Origin of the sequence: Paraburkholderia sp. WC7.3g (assembly GCF_050436345.1) — a bacterium.
GTDB classification, from domain to species: Bacteria; Pseudomonadota; Gammaproteobacteria; order Burkholderiales; family Burkholderiaceae; genus Paraburkholderia; species Paraburkholderia podalyriae.
Genome location: NZ_JBNDMA010000001.1, coordinates 366999 through 384801, shown reverse-complemented (window position 1 = coordinate 384801; position 17803 = coordinate 366999). Strand labels below are relative to the sequence as shown.

Genomic DNA, 17803 nt, shown 5'->3' with positions numbered 1-17803 from the left:
TGCGTGCGGAGCCGCCGTCGGTCAGGCGGGATGGCGGCCGAGGCGGAATTCGAGCGAGCTGTCCTCGCCGAACGCGCGCGTCTGCACCACCGACAAGCCCTGCGCGCCCAACGCGCTCAACCACGTCTGGTAGGCGCCTTCGAGAAACGCCGGCGTCCACGCGAGCGCCGATTCGCCGAACGCGGGCAGCGGCGCGCAATAGTGAATGATGCGCAGCGACTCGACCTCATCGGCGAGTGCGACGTAACCCCAATCCATCTGATGCCAGTAGGAATTCAACGCCTGCTCGAGTTCGGCCGTCGACGCGCAGGCGGGCAGCGGATGCGCGAGCGCGAAACGGCTGCCGACGCGATGCATGAGCTGACGCAGCTCGTCGCGTCCGATTTGCGCTTCAAACTCGCTCGCCAGTGCGCTCAGCATGCCGCGCCATTGCGGTGAAATTTGGCGATCGAGCAGATAGTTGAGAATAGGGACCATGTTTTCCGGAAGTGGTCGCTGCCGCCGCTCAGGCGCGAACGTGACAGCCATTCGATATCGGAGTAGTTCGGCAATCGCGCGCCGTTTACGTCATTTCTACCGATTTGTCTAGTGTGTGGGGCACACATCGTCGGAAGTCTACTTAAGACATTAACTTTTAGCCACTTTGCGGTGGCAAGCTTTACGTTTAGTGATGCGCATTGGAGACACGTCAATGCGAAATTTGCGCTGCATCAAATAAATTGAAACATCGGCGTCATACGTCGTCTTACGTTAGACCTAAATGTTTGTCGAACCTAGGCCGATAACCATTGGCGGAGTGACCGGAAACCCAGCGTGATCGATCAGCCTTCTATGTCAGCCATCCCGACGCAGCCCCTGCCTCGGCCGACCATGCGCGAGCGCTTTCACCGGCGCTCGCTCGACCTTCAGCGGCCGCTTTCCCTCGTGACGATGGGCTTCACGGTGATCGCGTTCCTGTGCATGGTCACGGCGCGCGAGCTGGTCGGCGCCCCGCCCGCGCCGCTCGGCTACCGGCTGCTGTGCGCGCTCGTGCTCGCGCTGCTGGTGCTGGCGATCCCGCGCACGAAGTCGACGGCGTGGTTCGGCGCGATCGGCGTCGCATACATGCTGGTGCTCGTCGGCGGGCTCGTGTTGAATGCGCGCGGCCTCGCCGATCCGCTGACGTGGCTATTGCCCGCGCTCGTCGTGATACCGATCTGCGCGGCGCCGCTGTGGCTCACGCCCATGCATTTCTTCACCGGGAGCGCATTGTTCTACGCGGTGGCCATCGCGCTGCTGCTCGGCAAAACGCATTCGCCCGAGGTCGACGCGGCTGTATGGACGTGGGTCATCGCGATCGGCGCGCCGACTGCGGTGGTGTTCCATTTCGGCTTCTACCGTTTCCGGCGCAATCACTTTCTGCTCGAGACCCAGCTCGCGCAGCTCGCCGCGACCGATCCGCTGACCGGCCTGCAAAACCGCCGCGCCTTCGTCAAGCACGCGGAGGGGCGCCTCGCGACGCTAGCGCCGGGCGCGCGGATCAGCGCGATCTTTGTCGACATCGACAGCTTCAAGTCGCTCAATGACCGCTTCGGCCATGCGGTCGGCGACCAGGCGCTGTTCCAGGTCGCGCAGGTGTTGAAAGACGCGGCCGCGCTTTACGATAGCGTGAGCCGCATCGGCGGCGAGGAGTTCGCGTTGCTGCTCGAGGACGATCTCGCCGGCGCGCTGCAACTCGCCGAGCGGCTGCGCGTCGATATCGCCGCGATCGAACGGCCGGACGGCTGTCTGACCGCGAGCTTCGGAGTCGCCGAGCACCGGCCCGGCGAAACCTTCATGGTGCTGCTCGATCGCGCGGACGAAGCGTTGCTGCGCGCGAAGCTGACGGGCCGCAACCGTGTCTGCGCGGAGCGCGCGCCACCGTTCGACGCGCTGCAGCCACCGTTCGACGATATGTTCGCGCCACGCGCCGCGGACCACGACCCGAGCGCGGGCGCGGCGCGTTATCGCTGGGAAGACTTCTATCTGATCTCGCACTTCCAGCCGCTCTACAGCCTGTCGCATCAGAAGCAGGTCGGTTTCGAGGCGCTGCTGCGCGGCGAGCAGGACGACGGCACGCTGGTGCCGCCGGTCGTGATGTTCGCGCCGAAGCCGTCGAGCGACGAAGGCGCGCTCGACCGCGCGAGCCACGCGGTGCATCTCGGCAACGCGCATCGCGCGCTGCCCGGCGATGCGTGGCTGTTCCTGAACATCCTGCCGGCCACCTTCATCGCTGACGGCTACGCCGACCAGTTGACGAAGATCGTGCGCGCCGCGGGGCTCGAACCCGAACGCGTGATTCTGGAGATCCTCGAATCGCATGGCGGCAGCGTCGACGACATGTCGCGTGCGGCGGCGGGCTATCGCCAGCACGGCTTCCTGATCGCAGTCGACGACTTCGGCGCGGGCCAGTCGAATCTCGACCGGCTGCTGCGGATCCGGCCGGACATCGTGAAGCTCGACGGCGAGCTGATTCGCTCGACCACGCACGGCACGCAGCAGCCGATCCTGCCGAAGCTCGTGTCGCTGCTGCATCAGGCGGGGATGCTGGTGGTCGTCGAAGGTGTCGAGACGACAGAGGAGCTGATTCTCGCCGTCGAATCGAACGTCGATTTCGCGCAGGGCTATCTGCTCGGCCGGCCTGCTGTCGAGATCGCGCCGCCCGAGTCGGTGCATCGCCAGATCGACGAAGCGTTCGACGTGATCGCGCAAGGCCGCGCGCATCAGCATGCGCTGTTCGAATCCGAAGTGGAGCCGTATCGGCTCGAACTGCTGCGCGCGGCCGACCGCTTGCGCACCGGTGTCGTGATGGACGACGCGTTCGCAGTGCTCGCCACGTTTGGGCGCTGCATCAGTTGCTTCATTCTCGACGACACCGGCCGGCAGCTCGGTCACGAGCTGCGCGGGCCGGCCTGGGTCAAGGACGCCGCGTCGCTGCAGCCGGTCGCGAATCCGCGCGATGCGCGCTGGGATCATCGGCCGTACTTCCGCAATGCGGTGCTGCTGCCCGGCGAGGCGATCACCGGCAATCCGTATCTTTCGCTCGCGAGCGGCCGGCCGTGCATCGCGGTGACACTGGCCGTGCAGCTGGCGAGCGGGCGCTGTGTGATGGGGGTCGAGCTGGATTGGTCGGCGCGTGGGTTGCCTTGGCCGGCAGGGGAGTAGGGGAAGTAGAAGGCGGCGCCTTCGCCGGCCTCGACGCCGAGTGTCTCATCCGGCACGACCACGGCCGCTGACGGACACGAGCGTCGAACTGGTGCGCGTGATTTCGAAGGGTCTCGACGCGCACTATCGCGAGCTCGACGATCTGCTGGCGGGGTTGTCGGAAGAGGATGCGTGACGCGCTGACTTACCAGCCGTAAAACCGCTGCCACTCGACGCTGCTGCCGTCCGGCGCCACCGCGTGATACTCGGGGAACTGCGCGCCGGTCGCGCACGCGTGGTTCGGCAGGATGCGCAGTTTCATACCGATGGGAAAGTGCTGTGTGATGTCCTCGATCGGTGCGTCGGCTTGCGGATCGCCCGGAGCCGCCGCAAGAATCCCATGCTCCTGGTTGGCGCCGCTGACGACATAACCGGGCAGCAACGTGCCGTTGAGCAGACACGGCTGCCCATAGCCGAAATCATGCGACTGCCGCGACGTGCCGCGATCGCGGCTTAGCGCCATCCAGCCCGCGTCGAGAATCGCCCAGCCCTTGTCTTCCTGATGACCGATCACGGTTGTCAGTACGCTGAGCGCGATGTCGTCGAGCGTGCAGACGCCCACGTTGCGCATGACCAGATCGAACAGCACGTAGACGCCGGCCCGCACCTCGGTGACGCCTTCGAGATACCGCGCGGCGAGCGCCGTTGGCGTCGAGCCGACGCTAACGGCCGGGCACGCGATGCCCGCCTCGCGCAACCGTTCGGCGGCGCGCACGCAGCCCGCGCGTTCCTGCTCCGCGAGCGCGGCGAGCGCTTCGGGCGTATTCAACTCGTAGCTCGAACCCGCATGGGTCATCACGCCGCCGACCTTCACGCCGTTCTCGTGCAGAATCCGCCCGACGTCGAGCAGCGTCTGCTGCTCGGGCTGGATACCCGAGCGATGTCTGTCGGTATCGACTTCGATCCAGACCTCGAACGATTCGCCGTGCTGATCGCCGAACGCGGCAATCGCCGCGGCGGCAGTCGGATTGTCGACCACGAGCTTCAGATCGCAGCCCTGGCGGCGCAGCGCGAGCGCGCGCGGCAGCTTCGCCGGGACCATGCTGACGGCGTACAGGATGTCGCCGATGCCGGCCGCGAAGAACGCTTCGGCTTCCTTCAGCGTCGACACCGTGATGCCGCGCGCGCCGGCGGCGATCTGCGCGCGCACGACGTCGAGGCACTTGGTGGTCTTCACATGCGGCCGGAACGCGACGCCGAGCGTATTCATCTTCGCCTGCATCCGCGCGATGTTCTTCTGCATCCGCGCGACATCGATCAACGCGGCCGGGGTTTCGATCTGTTCGAGTTTCATGCTTGCACCTGAGGAGCGAGGTGAGGTTGGGAGATTCAGTGCTGGCGATCGCGGCCGAAACCTGCGAGCCACGGCACTAACTGGTCGAGCGATGCCGCTTCGACCTCGGGCGGCTGCGCTCCCGCGACGAGCGGCAGGCCGACGTGGTTGTGCCAGTAGGTCCGCAAACCGACGGCCGCGGTGCCGAACATGTCATAGCTCGATCCGGCGACGAACGCGGCGCGCTGCGGCGCGACGCCGAGCTTGTTGAGCGCGAGGCGGTACGGTTGCGGGTCCGGTTTGTAGACGCCCGCTTCCTCGGCGGTCACGATCACGTCCCAGCGCACCGGCAACAACGCGGCGGCCTGCGAGCCGAGCCGTGTCGAGCAGTTGGTGACGACCGCGAGCTTGCAGTGCGGTGCGAGCGCGCGCAGCGCGTCGAGCGCGCCGGGCCACGGCGTCAGGTCTAGCCAGTTCGCTTCGAGCGCGCTCGCGGCCGATTCGGGTAACCCGACTTGCGCGGCGGCCTCGCGCACCAGTTGTTCGTAGCGAACATAGCGGCCGCAGCCGTACGTCAGACGCAGATACGCGGCACGCCATGCGCGGCCTGCTTCGTCGGAGCCGGCCGCGCGGTTCCATGAGGCCCACGAATCGAGCAGGGCGGTTAGCAGATCGAATAGGACCGCGTCGGGGTAGGCTGGGGTGTCGGTGGAATGAGCGGCTGCAGTCATGATTGCCTGTGAGCCGGCTGTTGACGATGAATCGATTATAGGTCCGCGATGATGCGTCAGCATTCACGCAGGTTGATTCTTGGATTCAGGCCAACTGAATCATCGCCGCCACGGTGGCGACGGCCTGAAGCGGCCTTGCAAATACTGCATGAAATGGCGAGTGCGCGCGGGCAGCCCTGCGCGCTGGTGCGTGAGCGCGATCACGTTCGCGTCCGGCGCTTTCCAGCCCGGCAGCAGGCGCACGAGTTTGCCCTTCGCGAGGTCGTCGGCGACGTCCCATTCGGAGCGCAGAATCACGCCGCGCCCCTCGCAGGCCCATTGGCGGATCACGTCGCCGTCGTTGCAGCTCAGATGCGCGGACACGCGCACGCTGCGGCGCGTGCGGCCCTTGCTGAACTGCCACAGCGACACGTCCTCGTTGTTTTCGCGCAGTACGATGCACGGCAGCCGGCTCAACGCATCCGGCGATTCGGGTTCGCCGATTCGCTTGACGAGCGCGGGCGCCGCGCAGACGAAGCGCGCGTTCGGCGCGATCGTATAGCCGACCAGGTTCGACAGCGGCAGCTCACCGATATGCACGACGATATCGAAGCGCTCGAGCGTTTCGGTCAACGGCCTGTCGGATAGCGTCAGCGCGACGTCGATATCGGGGTTCTGCTGCTGAAACTCGCCGATCAGCGGCGCCAGATGACGTCGCCCGAAACCGAGTGGCGCATTGATCTTCAGCGTGCCGACGAGGCCGCCGCGGCGAGTCTGCAGATCGTCGAACAACGCGTCGAACCGCTCGATCAGCTCGGCGCCGCGCTCGCACAGCAGCAGGCCTTCGTCGGTAAATTGCAGGCGGCGCGCGCTGCGGTTCACGAGCTGCGCGCCGAGCTTCTTTTCAAGTTGCTGCAGGCGCTGCGTGACCGCCGACGGTGACAGCGCGAGTCGTCGCGCGGCGGCGATCAGGCTGCCGCTTGCGCGCAGCGTGAGGAGGAAGCGGATATCGGCCGAATCGTTCATGAGTGCAAGGTGGGTGCAACACGGGGAGCGTGGAATCTCGCAGCATAATGCGTCCGGATCGATCACAGGGTAGAGTGGCGCTTCCGGTCTATTGATTCGAACCTTGGAAGAGAAGTCCCATGCCGTTGCCCCATGACTCGTCCGCGAGCGACTCCGCGCCCAACAGTCCGCTGAAACAGGCGGTGTTTCTGCACACGGGCTGGCGCAGCGCGGGCACGTGGGTGTGGTCGCGGCTGCGCGAACTCGAGCGCGCGGCCGGTTTCTACGAACCGCTTAGCAACGTGCTCGCGGATCTCAAACCCGCCGACGTGCCCGCCTCGCGTCCAAGCTTGACCTCGGGACACCCGCCGCTCGCCGCGCCGTACTTCGACGAATACCGGCCGTTTCTGCGTGAAGAGGCGCGCGGCGTGGCGGGTTACGACAGGCGCTTCAGCATCGATCGCTTTACGCGCGAGCCCGATGCGACATTCTCCTCATTGCAGGCGTATCTGCGCGCGTTGAGCGAACCCACGATCGAGCAAGGCCGCGTTCCGGTCTTCAAGTTTTGCCGCACGGGCGGCCGTCTGCCGTGGCTGAAGCGCGCGTTCGGGCAGGCGTTGCACGTGGGCGTGCTGCGCAATCCCGCGTCGCAGTTCGCGTCGGGATGGCTGCTGCGGCAGCAATGGAGCAATGCGTTTTTTGTCGCCGCGCCGTTTCGCGTGCTCGGTTTGAATCAGATGGACCCGTTGGTGCGCGAAGCGATCGGCGTGTGCGGCGTGCGTTTGCCGCCGCTGCCGTCGATGCCGGATGACGCGTATGCAGTCGCGTGCGAGCAATTCGCGCGCACGGTGGACAGCGATAACGCGTATCGCGCGTTCATCGTTTTGTGGATCCTCTGCGCGCTGCGCATGGGCGAGGGCGTGGATCTGCTGATCGATATGGACCGGCTCGGCGAGTCGCGCGATTACGCCACCGGTTTGCGCGCCGCGTTCGACGCGCAATGCGACTTGTCGCCCGACTTCACGAGTGCGCGCGATCTGGTCGTTGAAACGCGACGCAGCGCGGCGCGCATGACGGGCATCGACGGCGGAGCGCTGCGCGCCGTGCACTCCGCCGCGCTGAAATTTCTGAAGGCGCAGGCGGGCATCGACGCGGCCTTCACCGAGGTGGTCCGCCAGAAGATGGTGCTGGCGAACGAGCTGACCGAAACGTGGCGCTAGCCGTGCGCCGACACCGCCGCGCGATCAGGTTGTCGCGCACACCATGATCGGGCTGTACGCGCGCAGCGGGCTCAGGCAGCTGCCTTTTTCGCTTCGGCCATGCTCTGCGCGCGCATTGCGTCGTAGCTGAGCTTGTCGATCGGCACGACGTTCTTTTCGCCGAGGTCGCTGAGCCGCACACGGAAGTTCTCACGCGCGCTCCATGCGGCGATCGCGCAGACGATCGTGATCGCGAACGTGATCGCGCCGATCGTCAACGGCACGTTGTGCGATCCCGGCGGCGCGACGTAGGCGAACAGGGCAGGCAGCAGCGCGGTGATCGTCGTGCCGATGTTCTGGCCGATTGCCATCGCGGACACGCGCGAACGCGTCGGGAACAGTTCCGGGTAGAAGCTCGGGAAGATCGCGTTGTAGCCTTGATAGATGACGCCCCACATCAGGATCGACATCACCATCGCGAGCGGCACGTTGCGGATGCTGATCGCGTACAGATACGCGAAAGAAAGCAGCCCCGCACCGAGCGAGCCGACGATGATCGGCAGACGCCGCCCGATCCGGTCGGACAGATTGCCCACGTACGGAATCACGAGCACCGCGACGATGTTGCCGATCACCGGGATCCACAGATACAGGCTCTTCGAAAAACCGATGCCGTATGACGGCTGCACCGCGTAGGCCGCGCCGAAAATCGTCGCGACGACCGGGATCACGTTCATCAGCGAGCACAGCACGACGCGCAGCATGTCGTCCCAGTTGTACTTGAACGCTTCGATGATCGGCGAGCGCGGCACGGCGCCGCTCGCGTCTTCCTTGGCGAACGCGGGCGTTTCCTCGACTTCGCGGCGGATGATGTAGCCGGCGATCAGCACGACCGAACTGAGCAGGAACGGAATGCGCCAGCCCCACGAGTTGAACGAGTTGTCGTCCATGAAATAGGCGAGCGGCAGGAATATCGCGGCGGCGAGAATCTGACCGGCCTGCACGCCTTGCAGCGTAAAGCTCGCGTAATAGCCGCGTCGCCCGAAGGGCGCGTGTTCGAGGATCATCGAGCTGGCGCCCGAGATTTCCCCGGCGACCGCGAAGCCCTGGATCAGCCGCAGCACGACGAGCAGCACCGGCGCGAGAAAGCCGATCTGCTGATAGGTCGGCAGCAGACCGACTGCCATCGTCGACACACCCATCAGGAACATGCAGACGAGGAGGACGTTCTTGCGCCCGTGCGTATCGCCCCAGTGACCGAGTACGAGTGCACCGATCGGCCGCGCGACGTAGCCGACGCCGTAGGTGGCAAGCGATGCGACGATCGCGATCCTGGGGTTGCCGGAAGGAAAGAACAGCTGGGGAAAGATCAGCGCGGCGGCCTGCGCGTAGATGAAGAAATCGTAGTACTCGAGTGCGGAGCCGATCCAGCCGCTGGCGGTTGCCTTGCGCGTCTGTGAGCGATGCCCGCTACTTGCCGATGCGTTCGTTTGCATGACGTCTCCTGATGGGAAATGTTTTTGTCAGCGTCTATGGCTGGATCATTGGCGTCTTTAAACGGGCGTCGCGCAAGCCAGGATTTTCCTGAATGGGTGAGCCACGGCCACGGTGTCCCGGGCATTGGATTCAATCGGGCTGCAAACCAGCGGCCATTGCCGAAACGATCCGCATCGGGTTTCCCAGCAAGGGGTTGACGTGTGGGCGGTATGCGCTGGTTGCCGTGCCGCGGCGCTCACACGCTCGAAGCCGTATCCTCTTCCGCCTCGTCCAGCTCGCTGCGCTGAACCGTCGTGACGGAGTCGGGAATGACCGTGGCCGTAACGGGACGCGGGTCTTCGATGCTGTAGCGCAGGCGCCAGCCTTCGCGATAGAAGCGCAGTTGCCGGTATCGCATCAGATAGACAAGACCGACGAGCGCCGCGCCGAAGCCCGATGCCGCGCCGACGCCGAGCGCCCAGCGCGGGCCGAAACGGTCGGCGACCCAGCCGACTACCGGCGCGCCGAGCGGTGTGCCGCCGAGCGCGATCGCGAGCAGAATCGCGATTACGCGGCCGCGCATCGCGGGCTCGGTCGTCAGTTGCACGAGGCTATTGGTCGAGGTGGTGAAGGTCTGCGTCGACACGCCGATCGCGATCAGCACGATCCCGAACAGCACGTAGTTCGGATCAGCGCGGCCGCCGTGCAGCCGATGCCGAACATCGCGCCGGCGCCGAGCAGCAGCCCCATCGTGGGACGCGCGCGGCGCGCAAGGCGCCGGTGACGGAGCCGATGGCCTTTATATCTCGCCCGGGTCAAGTTTTAAAGCGTCGGGGGGCCGTACGTCCGGGCGCCGACGCGGTGGCCTCAACGCGCCCGCATCCGCCGGGTGAAAAAGCGCCATACCGCGCCGCCGACCAGCATCGCGCCGCCTAGTGCGAGGCCCAGCAGTACGAGCGAACTCAGATGCTCGCGCACCACCGGCACGTTGCCGAACAGATAGCCGGCCGCGATCAGCGAGACGACCCACAGCGCCGCACCCGCGGTGACGAACGCGACGAAGCGCGAGAACGTCATGCGCGACACGCCCGCGGCGAACGGCGCGAACGTGCGCACCACGGCGATGTACGGCGACAACAGGAAGGTCAGGCGGCCGCGCGTCTCGCTGAAGACGTGCGCGCGGCGCAGCGCATCGCGATTGAGCCAGTAGTAGTTGCGGGTGTAGACCTTGTCGCCGACCACGTGGCCGATCGCATACCCGACGATGCTGCCGGCCACCGTCGCGACGAACAGCACGGGCGCGATGATCCACACGTTCAATGCGCCGGTGGCCGCGAGCGCGCCGCAGATGAAAATCAGCGGATCGCCGGGCAGGAAGAACAGCGGCAGAAAGCCGTATTCGACGAACACGACGACGAACAGCAGCGCGTAGATTGCCGTGCCGAATTGCACGATCAGCGCGCTCAGATGCTGGTCGAGGTGCAGCGCGATCTGCAGCACATTCATTAAATTCATGTCGGTGTGGGGCTCGGGTGGCGTTCGGATGTGATGAGTGTAGTCCCGCGAGCGTGCGGGGAGGCGCTTGCGCGAGTTTATGTCGTTTGCCGCTTGTCGAGGTCGCGGCGCCGATGTCAAACTCGGACGGTCCTCATCAGATGCAACGCCATGCTGCACGACTGCGCGATCACCTTCCGTTTTGCCGCGCCGCACGATGCCGAAACGATTCGCGCGATCGAATTCGAAGCGGGTCTGCGTTTCGTCAGCGTCGGCATGACCGGCATTGCCGATGCGCCGCCTATGGCACGCGAGATCGTCGAGCGCAAGATCCAGGCGCGCGAGATCATCATTGCGCTCGACGAACACGCGGCCTGCGCAGGCTTCGTGATGTTCGAGCCGCAGCCTGCGCGCATTTACGTTCAGGAGATCGACGTGCTGACCTCGCACGCGGGCAGACGCATCGGCGCGGCATTGATCGACGAGGTCGCGCGAATCGCGCGCATGCGGCAACTGACGCAACTCGTGCTGTCGACGTATCGCGACGTGCCGTGGAACGCGCCGTACTATCGGCGGCTCGGATTTCGCGACCTCGACATGTCGGAACTCGACGCGGCGTTGCTCGCGCGGCGCGACGCGCATATCGCGCGCGGGCTCGATGAATCGAAACGGGTGTTCATGCGACGCGATCTTGTCTAGCGCACAAAAAGCGGCGGGCGTGACTCAAATTCAGTCACGCCCGCCGCTCTGCGTTGCAATTCCATACAGCGGACATGAGTCCGCTGTCACTGCCGATTACACCGTTTCCAGCGCCGGGTAATCGGTGTAGCCGAGTTCGCCGCGCGCATAGTACGTCGCCGGAACCGGCTTGTTTAGCGGCGCATCTTCAGCGAAGCGGCGCACCAGATCCGGATTCGCGATGTACAGCTGGCCCCAGGCCACCGCATCCGCTTCGCCGGCGTCGAGCACATGTTGCGCGGTTTCCTTCGTGAATTTCTCGTTCGCGATGTACGGGCCGCCGAACGCTTGCTTCAACTGCGGGCCGAGGCGGTCGTCGCCGAGCGCTTCACGTGCCGCGATAAATGCGATCTTGCGCTTGCCGAGTTCGCGCGCGACATAGCCGAACGTTGCGGCCGGGTCGGAGTCGCCCATCGTGTGCGCGTCGCGGCGAGGCGCGAGATGCACGCCGACGCGGTTCGCGCCCCACACGCTGATGCACGCGTCGGTGACTTCGAGCAGCAGACGCGCGCGGTTTTCGATCGGGCCGCCGTAAGCATCGGTACGCCTGTTGGTGCTGTCCTGCAGGAACTGGTCGAGCAGATAGCCGTTCGCGCCGTGCACTTCGACGCCGTCGAAGCCCGCGGCCTTCGCGTTTTCCGCGCCCTTGCGGAACGCTTCGACCACACTGGCGATTTCATCGGGCTCGAGCGCGCGCGGCGTCACGAACGGACGCTCAGGACGCACGAGGCTCACATGACCGCCCGCCGCGATCGCGCTTGGCGCGACCGGCAGCTCACCGTTCAGGAACACCGGGTCCGAAATGCGGCCGACGTGCCACAGCTGCAGGAAGATCTTGCCACCCGCGTCGTGCACGGCTTGCGTGACGAGCTTCCAGCCCTCGACCTGCTCCTGCGACCAGATGCCCGGTGTTTCCGCGTAGCCGACGCCTTGCGGCGTGACCGACGTCGCTTCGCTGAGGATCAGGCCGGCGCTCGCGCGCTCGGCGTAATAGCGTGCCATCAGCGTGTTCGGCACGCGGATTTCCTCGGCGCGCTGGCGCGTGAGCGGCGCCATGATGATGCGGTTGGGTAGCGTGATATCGCCAATTTGCAGCGGATCGAAAAGAGTGGGCATGAGAGTTCACCTTTGGCGGCGGGCAGGACCCGAGCCTCAAAAAAACTGCGTGAAAAAGGAAACGCGGCGATGCGAATGCGGCGCTCAGAGCTTCGTGTTCATGTATTCGAGGAACGCCTGAATGACGGGCTCGTTGCGTTTGAAAAACACCCATTGACCGACCCGTTTCGACGTGACGAGCCCCGCGCGCTGTAACGCGGCCAGGTGCGCCGACACGGTCGACTGCGACAGGCCGCAGCGCGCGTCGATCTTACCCGCGCACACGCCGTGATCGAGCGGCAGCTCCTGATCGGCGAAATGCGCGTGCGGCTCGCGCAGCCAACCGAGAATCTCCCGGCGAACCGGGTTGGCCAGTGCTTTGTGGATCGCGTCGAAATCAGGGGTCATGGGATGGGTTCAGGTGATTCGACAACCGGCACGCCGGGCGGCGTGCGCGCAATTGCATCGCTACAGGACGAATCATATATCGGTATTTAACGATACGGGTGAAGGCACTACTACGAATGGGGCGATAGCTGGCGACACAAAAAGGTGGGAGCGGTCGCGTCGCGCGTGTTGCAGGAAAATTTAAAGTCCATACGGCGACGTAATGAGTTAAAAGCCTTACATATTTGGCTGCAATAAGCGAGGGATCGCATAACGTGAAGGTATACCCGTTGAGCATTCGCACCTTCAGGTGACTATCATAGTGATGTCCTATTTCAATCAAGTTGACAATATGGCCGCTTCCGAGATTCGGGTCATACTCGCTGATGACCACCCCATGATGCTGATTGGTATCGAACACGAGTTTGCGGAGGTGAGCACGATCCAGCTGGTCGGGACAGCGAGAAACTCGACTGAACTGATCGCGCTTCTCAACAGCAAGCCATGCGACGTTCTCGTATCCGATTACGCGATGCCTGCAGGCGAATACGGCGATGGAATTGCTCTGTTTTCGCTGATCAAGCGCCGGTACCCTGACCTCAAGATCGTCGTTCTAACGATGCTGGACAATCCGGCGGTAGTACGTGCGCTCGTGATGCAAGGTGTAACGTGCGTCGTGAGCAAGTCCGATGCTGCCACCCACCTTATCCCCGCCGTTCATGCCGTGCATCACGGCGGCAAGTACTATTCGCCGACAATCAACGAGATCGTCCAGTCGATCGACTGGAACCGGCGTGGCAGGGGCTCCTCGGACGTCTTGAGCCAGCGCGAATCCGAAGTTGTACGCCTCCTTGCGTCTGGCCTGACAGTGAACGAGATTGCCGAACGCTTGAGTCGCAGCAAGAAGACCATCAGTACCCAGAAGTCGAAGGCGATGGAAAAACTCGGTATCGAACGAGAAATCGATCTGTTTCGATATGCGTTGGAAAATGGAATGGTGACTTCGTCGCAGAAAACATCGGACAGTCCTCCCTCCACCGAATGAACACAGGAAGCGATCCTGCGCTGAACGCATGCCTGCCTTGCGTCGCGGCGGTCTTGATGTCAAATATTTCTGAACCGCGTTGACTGCCAGGCCAGCCTTGACAGTCAGCAGAAGACCTCGGCTCGTTAGACTTTGCTAAGGCAGCCGTGCCGCGCTGCGCGGCTCGGTACGACGCTGAGCATGCTGGCGGTCCCGGAGAGGGCAAACCGCTGAGAGCGGATCAGCAGCGCATCCGGCAACTCCAGGCTGAGAACAATTGAGTTGCCGCGTGCAACTCACTTCCCCTGTCCGAATCAACTCGACCGCTGGAGCCCGATCGCTGCAACTCTATCCCGAGGCACGGCAAGTCGCCACGGCAGATTGTAGAAGGGCATTTCAATTACCACTTTGTGCCCACGAGAGAAGTCTGGGCTCGTGAAGAAGCGGGAGAGGGCATCATGCCCCTTCCCGCCAACTGCTTACCATTGATACGAGGCACCGATCCCGGCAGTCGTGCCACCGGCGGACATGCCGACACCCGCTTTCACCTTGATGTTGTTCTTGATGCGAGCCGTACCGCCCAGTGCGATAGCTTGATAACCGTTGTAGGTCGCTGCCCCGATACCGAACGACACTTTCTTGCCTTGATCGACTTCCGGAATCATCGTCAGCGCGGTGGCTGCGGCGATTCCCGAGTAGGCGTTCCTGGCCAGATTGTTGACCGCCTGGTTGGTCGCGTTGATGCGTTGATCGGTGTAGTTGTTGGCCTGCTGAACGCCCTGTGCGACCGAGCTGTTCATCTGACCGACATTGACTGCGTCCGTGTCCGCCGTACCCGCTGCGACGTTGGTGATCTGGCGTTCGTTACCCGCCGAACCCACCGATACCGAGTTATCGCGATCCGTCACCGAACCCTGACCCAACGCCACCGAGTTCGCATTGCCAGCCTGCGAGCCGGTGCCGATGGCCGTCGAGTTGACGCCGGTTGCCGCCGCATTGGAGCCCACTGCCACCGCGTTGTCTGCTGTTGCACTGGCGTTTGCCCCGGCCACGGTGCTGCCCACACCGGTACCCGGCGTCGCCGCATTGGCCACTGCGTCATTGTTGCGGTCCGGCGACGAAACATCCGGGGTGACCGGCTGAATGTTCGACAGCTGGGAACCGAGATCCTTCACCTGCCCGTCGAGACCCGTCACCTGGTCCTGCAACGCCGACAGCTGGCCGAAGTTCACCGCGTCATACTGGCTCGTGCCGTTCGCCACATTGCTCAGGATCACCGGGCCTGCGCTCAGGCTTCCGCCGAGCGTCACGGAACCGAAGTTCACCGAGCCGTCAGCGTGACGGTCGTACTGCACCGCGCCCGACAGTTGCGTGCCGACATCGCCCACCTGCGTCTGCAGCTTCGTGATGTCCGTGGTGTTCTCCGTGACCCGGTCATCCAGGTTGGTGACGGCATCGCCTACGCTATGCACCGTCGTACCACCCACGCTGTAGCTCGGTGCGCTGATCGTGCCATCCGCGTTCACGGCCGAGCCGCCACCCAGACCCGCGGCGACGCTCGCCGAGTTCGCATACAGCTGGCCGCCGTTGACGGCTTCCTTGCTGCCCGCAGCAATCGCACCTTCGGCCACGCCGCCCAGCGTGCGCGCGCCATCGGTGCCACTGAAGTCCACCGTCGTGCCGTCCAGGCCCCTGGCCACTGTGATGGCCTTGCTGGTCGCGTCCTGCTGCACCAGGCCGACGCTGCCGCCGTCCAGTTGCTGCGTCAGGTTCGTGACCGAGCCTTCCACGTTGGTCACGCGGCCGTCGATGCTGGTGATCGCCGTCTTGTTGGCCGCAACGTTCGTCGTGTTGGCCGCGATGCCGGCCGTGTTGGTCGTCACGTTCTGGTTGGTCGCGTGCAGCTGCGAACCGTTTACCGCTTCGGTGCTGGTGTCGCCCAGCGCACCAGCCTTCACGCCGCTCAGCGTGCGCGCGCCATCGGTGCCACTGAAGTCCACCGTCGTGCCGTCCAGGCCCCTGGCCACCGTGATGGCTTTGCTGGTCGCGTCCTGCTGTACCAGGCCGACGCTGCCGCCGTCCAGTTGCTGCGTCAGGTTCGTGACCGAGCCTTCCACGCTGGTCACGCGGCCGTCGATGCTGGTGATCGCCGTCTGGTTGGTCGCAATGCCGGCCGCGTTGGTCGTCACGTTCTGGTTGGTCGCGTGCAGCTGCGAACCGTTCACCGCTTCGGTGCTGGTGTCGCCCAGCGCGCCGGCCTTCACGCCGCTCAGCGTGCGCGCGCCATCGGTGCCACTGAAGTCCACCGTCGTGCCGTCCAGGCCCCTGGCCACCGTGATGACCTTGCTGGTCGCGTCCTGCTGCACCAGGCCGACGCTGCCGCCGTCCAGTTGCTGCGTCAGGTTCGTGACCGAGCCTTCCACGCTGGTCACGCGGCCGTCGATGCTGGTGATCGCCGTCTTGTTGGCCGCAACGTTCGTCGTGTTGGCCGCGATGCCGGCCGTGTTGGTCGTCACGTTCTGGTTGGTCGCGTGCAGCTGCGAACCGTTTACCGCTTCGGTGCTGGTGTCGCCCAGCGCACCAGCCTTCACGCCGCTCAGCGTGCGCGCGCCATCGGTGCCACTGAAGTCCACCGTCGTGCCGTCCAGGCCCCTGGCCACCGTGATGACCTTGCTGGTCGCGTCCTGCTGCACCAGGCCGACGCTGCCGCCGTCCAGTTGCTGCGTCAGGTTCGTGACCGAGCCTTCCACGCTGGTCACGCGGCCGTCGATGCTGGTGATCGCCGTCTGGTTGGTCGCAATGCCGGCCGTGTTGGTCGTCACGTTCTGGTTGGTCGCGTGCAGCTGCGAACCGTTCACCGCTTCGGTGCTGGTGTCGCCCAGCGCGCCGGCCTTCACGCCGCTCAGCGTGCGCACGCCATCGGTACCACCGAAGTCCACCGTCGTGCCGTCCAGGCCCCTGGCCACCGTGATGGCCTTGCTGGTCGCGTCCTGCTGCACCAGACCGACGCTGCCGCCGTCCAGTTGCTGCGTCAGGTTCGTGACCGAGCCTTCCACGCTGGTCACGCGGCCGTCGATGCTGGTGACGCGGTCGTCCACCGTGGTCACGCGGCTGTCCAGGTTGGTGATTGCCGTCGCGTTGCTGACGATGTTCGTCGTGTTCTGCGTCATATGGCCGTCGATGTTGGTAATTGCATCACCCACGCTGCCGACCGTCGTACCGCCCACGCTGTAGCTCGGCGCGCTGATCGCACCGGTAGTCGGGTTATAGCTCGATCCGCCACCCAGCGCCGCCGCCGTGCTCGCCCCAATCGCGTTCGACTTCGTTGTTTCTGACTGCAACTGGCTGACGTTCACCGCATCCGTCGGTGACGAACCGGCCGCCACATTCGTCAAGCGCCGCTCCTGGCCAGACGACCCTATCGATACTTCGCCTGCCGGCGCAGTGCCGGACAGAGTCGACGCCGCTGGAGTGTAGGCCGCTGCGCTCAGGTCGGCGGCGGTCGTCGAGTCCGCACCCAAAGCGACCGAATTCGCCGCGAATGCAGAGGCACCACGACCCAGTGCCACCGAGCTGTCCCCTGCTGAATCAGCGAGCAGACCAATTGCAGTTGAGTAGTCCCCTGTCGAAGAAGCGTATACACCCATCGCCATAGAGCCATTCCCTTTCGCAGTAGCTAGCTGCCCAATCGCAATGCCAGCGTCACCTGTGCTGACCGCACCAAACCCCAAAGCGACTGAGTTCTGAGCCGATGCGGTCGACTGAAGGCCGACTGCTGTAGCTCCGTCCCCGCTCGCCACGGAATCTCCGCCGATTGCTGTCGAGCCGTTCCCGCGAGCTGCGGCGCCTGCGCCGATTGCGCTCGAATTGGTCGCGTCGGCTATTGCACTGCGGCCAATTGCAGTCGCCTTGTCCGCAATGGCCCTGGCGTTATCACCAAGCGCGGCAGCACCATCACCGTCTGCGTTCGCATTGGTGCCGATAGCAGTAGCACTATATGCACCTGCCGTCGTACCAGAAGTTGCGAAAGCGTTATAACCCATGGCTATGCTGTTGACATTCGTACCATCAGTCTTGGCCCCTGAGCCGATTGCAATCGAATGCAATCCCTTGGCAACACCACCGCCGAGCTAAAGTCGGAAGTGGTGTACGGGGGAGTTGAGGCGGGAGATTGTAGGCG

The 17803-nt window shown here is 64.5% G+C and carries 13 protein-coding genes and 3 pseudogenes; 5 read left to right on the top strand and 11 right to left on the bottom strand.

Annotated elements, in window-relative coordinates:
* Positions 1–21 precede the first annotated feature (21 nt).
* Positions 22–477 (bottom strand): cellulose biosynthesis protein BcsD, encoded by a 456-nt coding sequence (bcsD, locus tag OKW43_RS01845; RefSeq protein ID WP_187636143.1) that lies wholly within the window; start codon positions 475–477, stop codon positions 22–24.
* A gap of 354 nt (positions 478–831) precedes the next feature.
* Here bcsD and OKW43_RS01840 point away from each other — a divergent pair, with 354 nt between their 5' ends.
* Both OKW43_RS01840 and OKW43_RS01835 read left to right on the top strand, forming a co-directional pair.
* Positions 832–3183 carry an EAL domain-containing protein gene (locus OKW43_RS01840; RefSeq protein WP_429444824.1) on the top strand — a complete coding sequence of 784 codons (2352 nt, stop codon included), beginning with the start codon at positions 832–834 and terminating at the stop codon, positions 3181–3183.
* A 67-nt stretch (positions 3184–3250) separates the two neighbouring features.
* Positions 3251–3358, top strand: a pseudogene (locus OKW43_RS01835) (homoprotocatechuate degradation operon regulator HpaR); the annotation flags it as partial.
* A 9-nt stretch (positions 3359–3367) separates the two neighbouring features.
* Here the strand turns inward: OKW43_RS01835 and OKW43_RS01830 are convergent.
* The 3 genes from OKW43_RS01830 to OKW43_RS01820 form a co-directional block, all read right to left on the bottom strand.
* Entirely contained in the window at positions 3368–4516 is a 1149-nt protein-coding gene (locus OKW43_RS01830; protein WP_429444822.1) for a DSD1 family PLP-dependent enzyme, read from the bottom strand.
* Positions 4517–4551: 35 nt separating this feature from the next.
* Positions 4552–5226, bottom strand: coding sequence for an HAD family hydrolase (locus OKW43_RS01825; protein WP_429444819.1), 675 nt, complete (start codon positions 5224–5226; stop codon positions 4552–4554).
* A 99-nt stretch (positions 5227–5325) separates the two neighbouring features.
* A complete protein-coding gene (locus OKW43_RS01820) occupies positions 5326–6231 on the bottom strand; it encodes a LysR substrate-binding domain-containing protein (RefSeq protein ID WP_429444817.1) in 906 nt (301 codons plus the stop codon).
* A gap of 119 nt (positions 6232–6350) precedes the next feature.
* Here OKW43_RS01820 and OKW43_RS01815 point away from each other — a divergent pair, with 119 nt between their 5' ends.
* Positions 6351–7430 carry a hypothetical protein gene (locus tag OKW43_RS01815; protein WP_429444815.1) on the top strand — a complete coding sequence of 360 codons (1080 nt, stop codon included), beginning with the start codon at positions 6351–6353 and terminating at the stop codon, positions 7428–7430.
* 71 nt (positions 7431–7501) lie between these two features.
* On the opposite strand, the gene OKW43_RS01810 is transcribed toward OKW43_RS01815, so the two are convergent.
* The 3 genes and pseudogenes from OKW43_RS01810 to OKW43_RS01800 form a co-directional block, all read right to left on the bottom strand.
* Positions 7502–8905 carry an MFS transporter gene (locus tag OKW43_RS01810; protein ID WP_429444813.1) on the bottom strand — a complete coding sequence of 468 codons (1404 nt, stop codon included), beginning with the start codon at positions 8903–8905 and terminating at the stop codon, positions 7502–7504.
* A 236-nt stretch (positions 8906–9141) separates the two neighbouring features.
* A pseudogene (locus tag OKW43_RS01805) lies at positions 9142–9682 on the bottom strand (MFS transporter); the annotation flags it as partial.
* Positions 9683–9752: 70 nt separating this feature from the next.
* On the bottom strand, positions 9753–10400 hold the full coding sequence (locus OKW43_RS01800) for a VTT domain-containing protein (RefSeq protein WP_187636136.1): 648 nt from the start codon (positions 10398–10400) through the stop codon (positions 9753–9755).
* Positions 10401–10550: 150 nt separating this feature from the next.
* Here OKW43_RS01800 and OKW43_RS01795 point away from each other — a divergent pair, with 150 nt between their 5' ends.
* The gene (locus tag OKW43_RS01795) at positions 10551–11078 is read left to right on the top strand and encodes a GNAT family N-acetyltransferase (protein ID WP_429444810.1); all 528 of its coding nucleotides are present in this window, start codon (positions 10551–10553) and stop codon (positions 11076–11078) included.
* A gap of 96 nt (positions 11079–11174) precedes the next feature.
* Here the strand turns inward: OKW43_RS01795 and OKW43_RS01790 are convergent, their stop codons facing one another.
* Positions 11175–12233 carry an alkene reductase gene (locus OKW43_RS01790; RefSeq protein ID WP_187636134.1) on the bottom strand — a complete coding sequence of 353 codons (1059 nt, stop codon included), beginning with the start codon at positions 12231–12233 and terminating at the stop codon, positions 11175–11177.
* An 84-nt stretch (positions 12234–12317) separates the two neighbouring features.
* Positions 12318–12620 carry an ArsR/SmtB family transcription factor gene (locus OKW43_RS01785; RefSeq protein ID WP_187636133.1) on the bottom strand — a complete coding sequence of 101 codons (303 nt, stop codon included), beginning with the start codon at positions 12618–12620 and terminating at the stop codon, positions 12318–12320.
* 304 nt (positions 12621–12924) lie between these two features.
* Here OKW43_RS01785 and OKW43_RS01780 point away from each other — a divergent pair, with 304 nt between their 5' ends.
* A complete protein-coding gene (locus OKW43_RS01780) occupies positions 12925–13644 on the top strand; it encodes a response regulator transcription factor (protein ID WP_187636132.1) in 720 nt (239 codons plus the stop codon).
* Between the two features lie 458 nt (positions 13645–14102).
* On the opposite strand, the gene OKW43_RS01775 is transcribed toward OKW43_RS01780, so the two are convergent.
* Positions 14103–17312 (bottom strand): YadA-like family protein, encoded by a 3210-nt coding sequence (locus OKW43_RS01775; RefSeq protein ID WP_429447299.1) that lies wholly within the window; start codon positions 17310–17312, stop codon positions 14103–14105.
* A pseudogene (locus tag OKW43_RS01770) lies at positions 17313–17729 on the bottom strand (hypothetical protein); the annotation flags it as partial. It lies immediately after the preceding gene.
* Positions 17730–17803 lie beyond the last annotated feature (74 nt).